Source organism: Sphingomonas sp. SAFR-052, from assembly GCF_051965015.1.
Classification (GTDB): Bacteria; Pseudomonadota; Alphaproteobacteria; order Sphingomonadales; family Sphingomonadaceae; genus Sphingomonas.
Map to the genome: position 1 here is coordinate 1 of NZ_JBQCMO010000007.1, position 11,636 is coordinate 11,636.

Genomic DNA, 11,636 nt, shown 5'->3' on the forward strand with positions numbered 1-11,636 from the left:
ACCCGAGCCAACTCGCGCTTCAGCTGACGGATCTCGGCATCCTTGCTGACATCGCCGGATACGACCTTCGCCAGCTGCCGCTTCCACGCATACAGCGAGTGCGCACTGACCCCTAGCCGCTGCGAGACCTCTGCTACCGGATACCCGCGCTCGGTGATCTGGGCCACCGCGTCACGCTTGAAGGCCTCGCTGAAATTCGGCTTCCCCATCATCGCCTCCTGTCCTCAAAATTAGGATCGAAGGCGTCCAGAAATCTAGGGGCTACTCATCCTTCTTACCGGTTGCCGCAAACGCGAGCTGCTGGATGCGAGATGGGAGGAGGTGAATCTTGAGAAGAAGGTTTGGCGTATCCCGACGAGTAAAACGGGCAAGCCGCGTCACGTACCTCTGTCTGAAGACGCAATCGCTGTGCTCAACGCCATACCCCGGTTCGATCGGTGCCCGTTCATCGTCCCGAACCCAGAGTCTCGTAAACCGTTCCTGTCGATCTACCATAGCTGGGACACGGCGCGTCGTTCGGCCCAACTGGCTGACGTACGGATGCACGATTTACGACACAGCGCTGCATCCAACCTCGTAAATTCTGGCCAGTCGCTGTACGTCGTGGCGAAGGTGCTCGGTCACAGCCAAACGCGTACCACGGAACGGTATGCACACCTTGATGCCTCGGTATTCTTAGGGTCAGGACCCATTGATGTGAGGGCAGCGATCTGATTCAGGCTCCGCGAGGAGACTGGAATGAGCGACCTGTTTTGGCTGACGGACGAGCAGATGGAACGGCTGCGTCCGTTCTTTCCCAAGAGCCATGGCAAGCCACGCGTTGATGACCGTAAGGTGTTGAGCGGCATCGTGTTCGTCAACCGCAACGGGCTGCGCTGGCGCGATGCGCCCGCCGCCTATGGCCCGCCCAAGACGCTATATAACCGGTGGAAGCGCTGGGGACAGGCAGGCGTATGCACCCGGATGATGGAAGGCTTGGCAGCGGCGGACGCTGAGCCGAATACGGTGATGATCGACGCGACCTACCTCAAGGCGCACCGCACAGCATCGAGCCTGCGGGTAAAAAAGGGGACCTCGGCCGCCTGATCGGCCGCACCAAAGGCGGCATGAACACCAAGCTCCATGCCATCGCCGATGCGAATGGCCGCCCGTTGAGCTTCTTCATGACTGCGGGGCAAGTCAGCGACTACACTGGCGCGGCAGCGCTGCTCGACGACATGCCAAAGGCGCAATGGCTGCTCGGCGACCGCGGCTACGACGCCGACTGGTTCAGAGACGCACTCCAGGCAAAAGGCATTCAGCCGTGCATCCCAGGCCGGCGATCCCGCAACGAGCCCGTCAGGTACGATAAGCGCCGCTACCGGCGACGCAGCCGCATCGAGATCATGTTCGGTCGCCTCAAAGACTGGCGACGCGTCGCAACCCGCTACGATCGCTGCCCCACGGCGTTCTTCTCCGCCATCGCACTCGCTGCCACCGTCATCTTCTGGCTTTGATTAGTGAGTCCTGACCCTAACAAGGAGGTCACGAGGGTGGCCAGGAAGACCGGCATCGTTCATACTGAACCGGACGAAGCCGGAGGTGCGCCCGTGGTCCGCCGCAAGCATCTCCATGACGTGCGCGGGACCTTCGCGACACGCCTGATGACCACCACTGATCTGAGCAACGAGGAGATCGCCAGCATCATGGGCTGGTCGCCCGAAGAGATCGAGCGAATTCGTCGTATCTACGTTGACGACACTGCCCGAAACGTGGCACTTGGCCGTCGCATCGCACGTGGAGTGTAAACCGGATTTGTAAACCGGAGCTCCAAAGGCGATCAGATCAGCGCCAAGCCGTTGATTTGCGGGTGTAGCTCAATGGTAGAGCAGAAGCTTCCCAAGCTTACGACGAGGGTTCGATTCCCTTCACCCGCTCCATGATCGGCCGCAGTGCCGCGATGATCCGCGCGACGGTGTTGCAGGAAGCCTTCGTATCTCGGACATGATCGAGAAACATCGCGATTCCGGTTTGACGCGGCCGGTGGAACATGGCTTCCCCCGCCGATGAGCGACGCCACGCCCCATACCCGGACCCTCGGCCAACTCGTCGGTTATCGGCTGCGCCGTGCCTCCGCCGTTTTCGCCACCGATTTCGCGGTCACTCTGGAGGGGACCGGCATCCGTCAGATTCCGATGGGCATCCTGTCGGTGGTCGCCGACAATCCAGGAATGAATCAGGGGACGGTCGGGCGGCTGCTGGGGATCAAGCGCGCCAATATGGTGCCGCTCATCAACGAACTGATCGAAAGCGGCCTGATCGTGCGCGAGACCGATCCCGCCGATCGCCGTGCCTTTACGCTGGCGATGTCGCCCGCCGGATCGACGATGCTCGACGACTGTATCCGCCGGATCGAGGCGCATGAGGAACGGCTGCTTGCCGGCTTCACGAAGGCGGAGAAGGCGATGCTGCTCGACCTGTTGGAGCGGATCGAGCAGCGGGCGGTCGTTACCGATTAGGGTCGGTCACGATCAGCGCGTCGAGGGCGACGACCCCCTGCCCGACCGGATGGACGATCACCGGATTGAGGTCGATCTCGCGGATCGCCGGCATGCCGGCAAGGACGCGGCCGAGCGTTTCGATCAGACCGGCGACCGCATCGATATCCAGCGCGGGACTGCCGCGATAGCCGTCGAACAGCGCCCCCTGTTTGAGCGCGCGCAATTCCGCGAGGATTGCGCGGCGGGTCAGGTCGGTCGGCAGCAGGCGGACGTCGTGGAGCAGTTCGGCGGCGACCCCGCCGAAACCGACCAGCAGGACCGGCCCCCAATCGGGATCGTTGCGCGCGCCGACGATCAGTTCGACGCCGCGCCGGCCCATCGCGTCGACCTGCGCGCCATCCAGGGCGATCGCCGCATCATAGGCGGCGACATTGGCGTATAGCCGGTTCCATGCTTCGGCCAGTGCCGCCGGATCGGTCAGGTTCAGCAGCACGCCGCCGGCATCGCTCTTGTGGCTGAGCGCCGCCGATTGCGCCTTTAATGCGACCGGATAGCCGATCCGCTCGGCGATGGCCTGCGCCTCGGTGACGGTCGCCGCGAAGCCACCGGCGGGGAACGGGATGCCGACCGGCGCCAGTGCCTGTTTCGCGCGATATTCGGGAATGACGCCGCCGGGCAGTTCGAGCGCGATCGGCGGGTGCTCGGTACGCGCCGTGTCGCGTACCACTGCCCGCGCGAGATGGCGTAGCGCGCGAAAGGCGCGGTCGGCGGTCGGGAAATAGGGGACGCCCAAGGCCCGCAGGCCCGCGATATAGTCGGCGGGCACCTCGGCACCGTCGTCGATCCCGGCGAAGGGCACCGGCTTGTCGGGGGCGAGCGCCGCGATGGCATCGATGATCGCCGGGAATTTGCGCGCGGCGCCGGATCGGTCTGGATGATGCCGAGCACCAGCGCGCCGTAGTGATCTTCGGCGAGCAGTGGCGCCATCGTCCGCCGGTACAGGTCAGGGTCGACCAGCGCCTGCGCGGTCAGGTCCATCGGGTTGGAGACCGGAATGAAATCAGGGATCGCCGCGCGCAGTTGTCCGGCCGCAGCGCCCTCGACCGGCGGCAGATTCAGCCCGATCCGCTCGGCAAGGTCGAGCACCAGCGCCTTGAACGCGCCGCTTTCGGTCAGCACGGCGGTACCGCCGCTGCGCAGCGGTCGCGCCCGTACCGCGAGGTCGACGACGTCGCCCAGTGCTTCGAGACTGTCGACCACGATGACGCCGGCGCGCTCGACCTTGGTGCGCATCAACTGCCAGTCGCCGGCCATCGCCCCGGTATGGGTCGCCGCACTCTCGCGCGCCGCGCTCGACGTGCCGGGGTGAAGCAGCACGATCCGCTTGCCTGCCGCCAATGCGCGGTCGGCGAGCGCGAGGAAGCGCGCGGGCTGGCGGAATTGTTCGACGATCATCGCGATGACCGGCGTCACCGGATCGTCGATCAGATGCGCGACATAATCCTCGACGACCGATGCGGCTTCGTTGCCGGTCGATACCGACAGGGTGATGCCCAGCCCCTTGGCGGTCAGCGTCGTGCCGAGCACCACCGCCATCGCCCCCGACTGGCTGACGATGCCGACCATCGGCCGGTCTCGCGGATCGATGACTGCCGTCTCGACAAAGGTCAGCGGCACGCCCGCCGCATGGTTCACCAGCCCCAGACAGTTCGGCCCCAGCACGGTCATGTCGTGCTCGGCAGCGATCCGCGCGACCTCGGCCTGCGCCGCCAGCCCCGCCTCGCCCCCTTCAGCGAATCCGGCGGAAAAGATGATCGCCGCGCCGACGCCGCGCGCCGCGAGTGCCCGCACCGCATCGAGCACCGCCGGGCCGGGAATGGCGAGCACGGCCGCATCGACGCCGTCGGGCAGGTCGGCGATCGAACCGAGGCACGGGCGGCCGTCGATCGTGTCGCGCCGGGGATTGATGAGGTGGATCGCGCCGGCATAGCCATGGCGTTCGAGGTTGCGCAGCACGGCATTGCCGAGCGCGCCGGGCGTGGGCGACGCACCGACGATCGCGACCGATTGGGGGTCAAGCAGGCGGGAAAGGTCGGGCATGGTCGTCCCTTCGATCCTCCCCGGCTCGGGGAGGTGGCAGCGCGCCAGCGCTGACGGAAGGGGGTGGCCGCAGGCAGATCGTGCGGATGCGGAAGCCCCCCTCCACCATGCTGCGCATGGTCCCCCTCCCCGTCCCGGGGAGGAATGAGCGTCAGGCGCGGTCCTTGTCGTAGGCGCCCAGGCCCGGCTTGTAGCTCTTTTCGTCGATGAACTGGCGGATGCCTTCCTTGCGACCGTCATTGTCGTAGGAATTGGCCGCTTCCTGCGCGCGGACCAGATAGTCCTCGGCATCGTCATAGCTCATCGTGACGACGCGGCGCATCGCGTCCTTGGTCGCCTTCAGCGCGACCGGGTTCTTGGCCAGCAGCACCTTCGCCACCTCTGCCACGCGGTCCTTGAGCGTCGCCAGCGGCAGCGCTTCGTTGACCAGCCCCCATTCGGCGGCGGTACGGCCGTCGATCGGTTCGCCGGTCATCGCATGGTACATCGCCTTGCGGAACGGCAGCAGTTCCTGTGCAACCTTGGTCGCGCCGCCGCCGGGCAGAATGCCCCAGTTGATCTCCGACAGGCCGAACTTCGCCTCTTCGGCAGCGAAGGCGAGGTCGCAGGCGAAGAGCGGGCCATAGCCGCCGCCGAAGCACCAGCCATTGACCATGGCGATGGTCGGTTTCTGATACCAGCGCAGCCGCCGCCACCAGCCATAGCTTTCGCGCTGCGCCTTGCGCGGGCCGGCCAGTCCCTGCGATTCGGTTTCGCGGAAATATTCCTTGAGGTCCATGCCCGCAGTCCATGCCGCGCCCTCGCCCGACAGGACCAGCACGCCGACATCGTCGCGAAACTCTAGCGCGTCGAGCACCTCCATCATGTCGCGGTTGAGCGTCGGGCTCATCGCATTGCGCTTGTCGGGACGGTTGAACCGTACCCAAGCGATCCCGCCCGCGACGTCATAGGCGACGACGCCGTTGCTGCTCGTTTCGGTCATGGCTGTGGTCCTGTTCGTCAGATCGGGTAATGGCCGGGCTGGGTCTCGATCGTGATCCAGCGCAGTTCGGTGAAGGCGTCGATGCCGGCCTTTCCGCCGAACCGGCCATAGCCCGACGCCTTGACCCCGCCGAACGGCATCTGCGCCTCGTCATGCACGGTGGGGCTGTTGACGTGGTAGATGCCCGACTGGATGCGCCGCGCGACGGACAGGCCGCGGGCGGTGTCGCGGGTGATGACCGAGGCGGACAGGCCGTATTCGGTGTCGTTGGCGAGGGCTATCGCATGGTCCTCGTCGCGGGCGCGAGTGATGCCGACGACGGGGCCGAAACTCTCGTCGCGGAACAGCTTCATCGTCGGCGTCACGCGGGGAACGCGCCGAAGGCGGCGGCCTTCACCGCTTCGTCGAGATCGGCGTCGTCGAGGACATCAGCGGCGCCTTTCCGCCGAGTTCGAGCAGGACGGGTTTGAGATGTTCGGCGGCACGCTTCGCGATGATGCGGCCGACCTGGGTCGAACCGGTGAAATTGATGCGGCGGATGTGCGGGTGGTCGATCAGCGCGCCGACGACGTCGCCGGCATCCGCGGGCGCGTTGGTCACGATCGACACGGCACCGGCGGGCAGCGCCTCGGCAAAGGCTTCGGCGATCAGGCTGTGGGTGCGCAGGCATTGCTCGCTGGCCTTCAGCACCACCGTATTGCCGCAGGCGAGCGGCACGGCGAGCGCGCGGACGCCGAGGATGATCGGGGCGTTCCAGGGCGCGATGCCGAGCATGACGCCGACCGGTTCGCGCAGCGCCATGGCGATGCAGCCGGGCTTGTCGGAAGGGATGACCTCACCGCCGATCTAGGTGGTGAGCGCAGCGGCTTCGCGGACCATCGACACGGCGAGCATCAGGTTGAAGCGCGCCCAGCCCTCGGTCGCGCCGATCTCGCCCATCATCGCGGCGACGAACTGGTCGGCACGGGCGGCAAGGGCATCGGCGGCCTTGGTCAGCGCGGCGCGGCGGGCGCGGACCATGCCGGAAAGGCAGCGGCGGCAGCATCTGCCGCGGCGACCGCCTCTGCCGGGCCGAAGGCGGGGGCGGTGGTCGCGACCTCGCCGGTGACCGGGTTCAGGCGGGTGAAAGTTGGCGAAGGTGCCACGGACACGATGCCTCTCCTATTTGTTATGCTTCATAGCTTAATCGGCAAAATGTGGGGCGTAAACCGGCTTGTCGGTCGCGCAACGCGAACAGCGCGACGGCGGCGACCAGCGAGCCGAGGCTCATCAGCACCGCGACGAATTGCAGGCCATAGCCGATGCTGAACAACAGCCCGGCCAGCGCCGGTCCAGCGCCGATCCGCCGCGCCCGACGCCGATGACGAAGCTGCGCGCGATCAGCGCGTAGAGGCCGACGACCCCGGCATTGGTGGCGAAGCCGGCGGCGGCAGCGACGACCGACAGCGTGGCGAGGTCGCTCTGCGTCCGCCCGAACACGATCACCAGCGCGGTCGAGAGCAGCATTGCGGCGATGGTCAGACCGAGCAGCCGCACCCGCCCGGTCAGCAGCCCGAGGATCAGCGAGCCGATCGCCATGCCGACCAGCTCCATCGTCGCGACGATACCCCATTGAAACCGCGACATGTCGGCGCGGTCGAGGAGGGTGCGGGGATCGGACATCGCGGGCTCAATCCACCGGTGCGATGGTGACGCGCAGCCCGTCCAGCGACGGAAGTTGACACGACAGCCGCGAAGCCGCGGTGCGATGCTCCGAAATGTCGAGCAGATCGTCCTCGTCGGCGGCAGGCTATCCAGTTGCGATCCATCGACAAAAACGTGTCAGGTCGCGCACGAACAGCATCCGCCGCACGATGCCAACATCTCGTCGATGCCGGCGTCGCGGATCGCGGTCATGACGCTGGCGTCGGGATCGACGGTGATGCTGCGGGTCTCGCCGCTGCGGGTGGTGACGGTCAGGGCCGGCATCCTGCGAGTTCCTTCAGAGGAGTAGCCGCATCGGCCAGCGCATCGCGCGGGGGCGTCGCGCCGCGTTCGACCAGCTTGCGGCCCTGCACATAGTCCTTGGTCGCGTTGACGCAGTCGAGGGCGATCACCCGGCCGGCGCGCAGATAGACGATCGAGAAGGACCGCGCCGCCCGGTCGCCACGCACGACCAGATCGTCATGGCCGATCGACAGGCCGACCGTTTGCAGGCGCAGATCATATTGGTTCGACCAGAACCACGGCAGCGCGGCATAGGGTGGCGCGGTGCCGTCGGCGATGCGGGTGGCGACGGTCGTCGCCTGGTCATTGGCATTCTGCACGCTTTCGACCCGCAGGCGTGCCCCATCGGCAAAGGCGCTGGGGTGGGCGGCGCAGTCGCCGATCGCATAGATGTCGGCGAGCGAGGTGCGGCACTGATCGTCGACATCGACGCCGTTGCCGCCAGCCGCCCCCGCCGCCAGCAGCGGTTCGACGGCAGGCACGATGCCGATGCCGACGATCACCATGTCGCAGGCGAAAGACGCGCCATCGGCGGTGCGCACCGACAGGCTGCGATCGGCCGGTTCGATACAATCGACGACGACGTTCAGCCGCAGATCGACCCCGGCGGCGCGGTGTTCGCTCGCATAGAAGGCGGACAGCGGCGCACCGGCGACGCGGGCGAGCAGCCGGTCCTGCGCCTCCAGCAGCGTCACCTGCTTGCCCGCCTTGATCAGGACCGCCGCCGCTTCCAAGCCGATATAGCCGCCGCCGATGATGCAGACGCGGCGGACCGCGCCCAGTTCGGCCATGATCGCATCGGCATTGGCGCGGGTGCGCACGGCGTGGACGCCGGGCAGGTCGTGGCCGCTGCACGTCAGCCGGCGCGGCGTACCGCCGGTCGCCCAGATCAGCACGCCATAGCCGATCGCCGCGCCATCGGCGGTTTCGACCCAGTGCGCATCGGCATGGACGCGGACCACGCGCCGCCCGAGCAGCAGGTCGACCCGTCGTTCGCTCCAGAAGGCAGGCGGGCGGATCAGGATGCGCTCGAACGGCCTGTCGCGGGCCAGATAGTCCTTCGACAGCGGCGGGCGTTCATAGGGCGGGTCGGGTTCGTCGCCGACGATGGCGATGGTCCCGGCGAAATTACGCTGGCGTAGCGCGATCGCCGCCTGCGCCCCGCCATGACCGCCACCGACGATCAATACGTCGTAATGCGGCTGGCTCACGCGGTGGCTGCTTCGCGGGCGATGGCGCGGTCGATCATCAGGCGCGAGCGGACCCCGCCGGCATCGATGTTGAGTTTCAGCAGCTTGCGATTCGGGTAGCGCGACAGATTGTCCTGTTGCCGCTCGAGCATCTCCAGATCCTCCGAAAAAATCTTGCGCTGTCCTTCGCGGATCGTGTCGGTCAGCGCGGCATCGTCGACCGAGAATTGCCGGGCCATGCCCCAGAAATACCAGTGTGAGGTGTCGGTCTCAGGCGTGATGAAGTCGACGACGATGCTCGACGCCTTTTTGGACGGATCGGCGTGATAGCCGCCCTGCCCGGCCAGCGCGACGCCGACCTCGATCATCCCATGGCTGGGCAGCGAGAACCGGCAGACCTGCCAGCGATCGACCGGCGCATCCTCGGGCAGGCCGGCACCGCGCAGCGCCGTTTGCCAGAAGGGCGGCGCGGAGATGTTTTCCATGTGGCGGCTGGTAACGACCTCGTCCCCGGTCGCCTCGGTCTTCACCGGGGCTTCGTCGATCTCCTTCTGGCCGATGCTGCTGGCATGGACATAGGTTTCGTGGGTCAGGTCCATCAGATTGTCGATCATCAGCCGGTAATCACAGCCGATATGGAACAGCCCGCCGCCATAGGCCCAGTCGGGGCTTTCGGCCCAGGGCAGCGGGTGCAGCCTGTCCGCCGACGCGCGTTCGGGATCGCCGGCCCAGACCCAGACGAAGCCATAGCGTTCGATGACGGGAAAGGCGCGGGCCGGGGGAAATTTGCCGACCTGCTGCCCCGGCATGTGTCGGCGCGGCCGCGGCAATCGACGGCGAGGCCGTGATAGCCGCACACCAGCGTCTCGCCGCGCACGAAGCCGAGCGAGAGCGGTGCGCCGCGATGCGGGCAGAAATCCTCCAGCGCGACGACGCCGCCGCTTGCCGGGCGGAAGAACACCATGCGCTGTCCGGTGATCTGACGGGCGAGCGGCTGGTCGCCGACTTCGCCCGCGCTTGCCGCGACATACCAGGCATCGAGCGGCCAGCTGGCCTGCGTTGCTGTCGTCATCACCCTCTCCCGCCGATCAACGTAGATTCATGCCGAGCCGGACGCCATAGGCAGGTCGGGGGATCGACCACCTTGTTCGTCCAGGAGGATTTCATGCGTCGAAACCGGCTTGGCGAAGCGCTTCACCGCCGCCAAGATCGCCGCGCTCCGCCGGGCGTCCGGCGCCGATGCATGACCCCGTCACAGGAATTGCCCGATGACCGTCCGTTCGCTTTCCCGTCGTGCCGCGTCGCTGGTCGCGCTGGCGCTGCTGTCGCCGGTCGCATCGGCGCAGACGCCACCGGCGCCCGTGGCTGAACGCCCCGCCCCGCCCGCCGCATGGACGTCGGCGCCGTTCGTACCGTTATGGACCGGCACGCCGCCGGGCGGCGGGTTCCGGGCGGGCGCGGTGCCAGCCAACGATCCCGCGACGTTCCTGCGCAATGTCGATCGGCCGGGGCTGCGCGTGTTCAAGCCGGCGCGGGCGAACGGGGCATCGGTGCTGGTGATCCCGGGGGGTGCCTATACCTTTCTGTCGATCGGGAACGAGGGCATCGACATCGCCGGACGGCTGACGGCGCTCGGCTATACCGTCCATGTCCTGACCTATCGCCTGCCGGGCGAAGGGTGGGCGAACCGGGCCGATGTGCCGTTGCAGGATGCGCAGCGCGGACTGCGCATGGTCCGCGCCGCCGCGACCCGCGACAAGCTGGACCCGCACAAGGTCGCGGTGGTCGGTTTTTCCGCTGGCGGGCATCTGGCGGCGACGCTCGAAACCGATTTCGCGCAGGCCGTATACCCGCCGCGCGATGCGACCGACCGGATCGACGCGCGGCCCGATGCCGCCGCGCTGATCTATCCGGTGATCGCTGCTGCCCCGCCCTTCACCCATGCGCAGTCGGCGGAGAAGCTGCTGGGCAAGAACCCCGATGCGGCGGCGGTCGCGCGGCGATCCCCGGCGCAGCATGTCACCGGCGCGACGCCGCCGACCTTCCTGCTGCATGCGATGGACGATGGCGCAGTGGTGCCCGACAACAGCCTGCTGATGATGGCGGCGCTGCGCACGGCGGGACGCCCGGTCGAGGCGCATTTCCTGACCGAAGGCGGGCACGGCTTCGGTGTCGGCACGCCCACGATGCCCGCCGGCCATTGGGTCGAGATGTTCGACCGCTGGCTGCAACGCACCTTCGCCAAGGCAACACCACCGGCGGAGTGATTTGCCGGCTTGCAATCATCAGCCGTTTAGACATGCATCATAGCAATCCGGCGATGACCGGTTGGAGGGATGCAGCATGGCCGACACGATGCGGGTTTCGGAAGCCGACGGGTGGACCCGGCGCGGCCTGCTCGGCGTGTCGACGGCGCTGGCCGGGGCAGCGGCACTCCCGGGCTCGGCACAGGCGGCGCCCGAACGGCTGACCAGCATCGGCCTGACCTTTGCCTATGAAGCGATCGTGACGCTGGGCAAGACCGAGGAGGTCGGCGCGACGCCGCTGGGCAAGCGCATCCGCATCCCGATCACCGGCGGCCGGTTCAGCGGCCCGCGCCTCTCCGGCACGATCCTGCCCGAGGGGATGGACTGGCAACTGGTCCGGGCCGATGGCACGACGGTGCTGGAGGCGAGCTACCTGATGCGCGAGCGCGACGGGACGCTGATCCATATCCATAATCGCGGGCTGATACGCGGCAACTATATCCGCACGACACCCGAGTTCGAAGTGCCGCTGGGCAGGCATCAATGGCTGAACGAGGCGATCTTCCTCGGCACGGTCGGGGCGGCCGATCCGGCGGACGGCGCGGCGGTGCGCATCGCCGTCTATCAGGTGGCATGACGATGGGGGCGACAA

The 11,636-nt window shown here is 67.2% G+C and carries 13 protein-coding genes, 1 tRNA gene and 3 pseudogenes; 7 read left to right on the plus strand and 10 right to left on the minus strand.

Annotated elements, in window-relative coordinates; all coding sequences use genetic code 11:
* A partial coding sequence (locus ACTHQV_RS12875) for a transposase (protein WP_440490793.1) occupies nucleotides 1–209 on the minus strand: 209 nt, incomplete at its 3' end.
* Between the two features lie 58 nt (nucleotides 210–267).
* Here ACTHQV_RS12875 and ACTHQV_RS12880 point away from each other — a divergent pair.
* The 5 genes from ACTHQV_RS12880 (at nucleotide 268) to ACTHQV_RS12900 (ending at nucleotide 2,498) form a co-directional block, all read left to right on the plus strand.
* Nucleotides 268–714 (plus strand): site-specific integrase, encoded by a 447-nt coding sequence (locus ACTHQV_RS12880; RefSeq protein ID WP_440491120.1) that lies wholly within the window; start codon nucleotides 268–270, stop codon nucleotides 712–714.
* Between the two features lie 24 nt (nucleotides 715–738).
* Nucleotides 739–1,496 (plus strand): IS5 family transposase gene (locus ACTHQV_RS12885; protein ID WP_440490794.1). Its coding sequence is split into 2 segments (ribosomal slippage): nucleotides 739–1,072 and nucleotides 1,072–1,496, totalling 759 coding nucleotides; the frame shifts between segments, so codons are not numbered across the junction.
* Between the two features lie 36 nt (nucleotides 1,497–1,532).
* The gene (locus ACTHQV_RS12890; RefSeq protein ID WP_440490795.1) at nucleotides 1,533–1,787 is read left to right on the plus strand and encodes a hypothetical protein; all 255 of its coding nucleotides are present in this window, start codon (nucleotides 1,533–1,535) and stop codon (nucleotides 1,785–1,787) included.
* A 58-nt stretch (nucleotides 1,788–1,845) separates the two neighbouring features.
* Nucleotides 1,846–1,919, plus strand: a tRNA-Gly gene (locus ACTHQV_RS12895).
* Nucleotides 1,920–2,045: 126 nt separating this feature from the next.
* Nucleotides 2,046–2,498 carry a MarR family winged helix-turn-helix transcriptional regulator gene (locus ACTHQV_RS12900; RefSeq protein ID WP_440490797.1) on the plus strand — a complete coding sequence of 151 codons (453 nt, stop codon included), beginning with the start codon at nucleotides 2,046–2,048 and terminating at the stop codon, nucleotides 2,496–2,498.
* Here ACTHQV_RS12900 and ACTHQV_RS12905 read toward each other — a convergent pair.
* From ACTHQV_RS12905 to ACTHQV_RS12945, 9 genes and pseudogenes are all read right to left on the minus strand, one after another.
* Nucleotides 2,488–3,117, minus strand: coding sequence for an acetate--CoA ligase family protein (locus ACTHQV_RS12905; RefSeq protein ID WP_440491122.1), 630 nt, complete (start codon nucleotides 3,115–3,117; stop codon nucleotides 2,488–2,490). The two genes, ACTHQV_RS12900 and ACTHQV_RS12905, sit on opposite strands and share 11 nt — an antisense overlap.
* The gene (locus tag ACTHQV_RS12910; RefSeq protein ID WP_440490798.1) at nucleotides 3,018–4,580 is read right to left on the minus strand and encodes a CoA-binding protein; all 1,563 of its coding nucleotides are present in this window, start codon (nucleotides 4,578–4,580) and stop codon (nucleotides 3,018–3,020) included. The genes ACTHQV_RS12905 and ACTHQV_RS12910 overlap by 100 nt, the downstream gene beginning before the upstream one ends.
* A gap of 151 nt (nucleotides 4,581–4,731) precedes the next feature.
* On the minus strand, nucleotides 4,732–5,562 hold the full coding sequence (locus tag ACTHQV_RS12915; RefSeq protein ID WP_440490800.1) for a p-hydroxycinnamoyl CoA hydratase/lyase: 831 nt from the start codon (nucleotides 5,560–5,562) through the stop codon (nucleotides 4,732–4,734).
* Nucleotides 5,563–5,579: 17 nt separating this feature from the next.
* Nucleotides 5,580–6,716: pseudogene (locus ACTHQV_RS12920) on the minus strand (aldehyde dehydrogenase family protein).
* Nucleotides 6,717–6,831: 115 nt separating this feature from the next.
* A complete protein-coding gene (locus ACTHQV_RS12925; RefSeq protein WP_440490801.1) occupies nucleotides 6,832–7,224 on the minus strand; it encodes a hypothetical protein in 393 nt (130 codons plus the stop codon).
* A 7-nt stretch (nucleotides 7,225–7,231) separates the two neighbouring features.
* Nucleotides 7,232–7,530 (minus strand): annotated as a pseudogene (locus ACTHQV_RS12930) (2Fe-2S iron-sulfur cluster-binding protein).
* The gene (locus ACTHQV_RS12935) at nucleotides 7,518–8,759 is read right to left on the minus strand and encodes an NAD(P)/FAD-dependent oxidoreductase (RefSeq protein WP_440490803.1); all 1,242 of its coding nucleotides are present in this window, start codon (nucleotides 8,757–8,759) and stop codon (nucleotides 7,518–7,520) included. The pseudogene ACTHQV_RS12930 and the gene ACTHQV_RS12935 overlap by 13 nt, the downstream one beginning before the upstream one ends.
* Nucleotides 8,756–9,547: an aromatic ring-hydroxylating dioxygenase subunit alpha gene (locus ACTHQV_RS12940; RefSeq protein ID WP_440490804.1), complete on the minus strand. Its 792-nt coding sequence runs from the start codon at nucleotides 9,545–9,547 to the stop codon at nucleotides 8,756–8,758. The genes ACTHQV_RS12935 and ACTHQV_RS12940 overlap by 4 nt, the downstream gene beginning before the upstream one ends.
* 53 nt (nucleotides 9,548–9,600) lie before the next feature.
* Nucleotides 9,601–9,810: pseudogene (locus ACTHQV_RS12945) on the minus strand (Rieske 2Fe-2S domain-containing protein); the annotation flags it as partial.
* Between the two features lie 196 nt (nucleotides 9,811–10,006).
* On the opposite strand from ACTHQV_RS12945, the gene ACTHQV_RS12950 reads away from it, so the two are divergent.
* Both ACTHQV_RS12950 and ACTHQV_RS12955 read left to right on the plus strand, forming a co-directional pair.
* Nucleotides 10,007–11,005 carry an alpha/beta hydrolase gene (locus tag ACTHQV_RS12950; RefSeq protein WP_440490806.1) on the plus strand — a complete coding sequence of 333 codons (999 nt, stop codon included), beginning with the start codon at nucleotides 10,007–10,009 and terminating at the stop codon, nucleotides 11,003–11,005.
* 76 nt (nucleotides 11,006–11,081) lie between these two features.
* The gene (locus ACTHQV_RS12955; RefSeq protein WP_440490808.1) at nucleotides 11,082–11,621 is read left to right on the plus strand and encodes a DUF3237 family protein; all 540 of its coding nucleotides are present in this window, start codon (nucleotides 11,082–11,084) and stop codon (nucleotides 11,619–11,621) included.
* Nucleotides 11,622–11,636: the final 15 nt, after the last annotated feature.

What these genes read in the sequence shown, in the direction of transcription:
- ACTHQV_RS12910 (WP_440490798.1), bottom strand. Translation starts at nt 4,580, where the DNA reads ATGCCCGACCTTTCCCGCCTGCTTGACCCCCAATCGGTCGCGATCGTC.
- ACTHQV_RS12940 (WP_440490804.1), bottom strand. Translation starts at nt 9,547, where the DNA reads ATGCCGGGGCAGCAGGTCGGCAAATTTCCCCCGGCCCGCGCCTTTCCC.
- ACTHQV_RS12915 (WP_440490800.1), bottom strand. Translation starts at nt 5,562, where the DNA reads ATGACCGAAACGAGCAGCAACGGCGTCGTCGCCTATGACGTCGCGGGC.
- ACTHQV_RS12950 (WP_440490806.1), top strand. Translation starts at nt 10,007, where the DNA reads ATGACCGTCCGTTCGCTTTCCCGTCGTGCCGCGTCGCTGGTCGCGCTG.
- ACTHQV_RS12925 (WP_440490801.1), bottom strand. Translation starts at nt 7,224, where the DNA reads ATGTCCGATCCCCGCACCCTCCTCGACCGCGCCGACATGTCGCGGTTT.
- ACTHQV_RS12955 (WP_440490808.1), top strand. Translation starts at nt 11,082, where the DNA reads ATGGCCGACACGATGCGGGTTTCGGAAGCCGACGGGTGGACCCGGCGC.
- ACTHQV_RS12900 (WP_440490797.1), top strand. Translation starts at nt 2,046, where the DNA reads ATGAGCGACGCCACGCCCCATACCCGGACCCTCGGCCAACTCGTCGGT.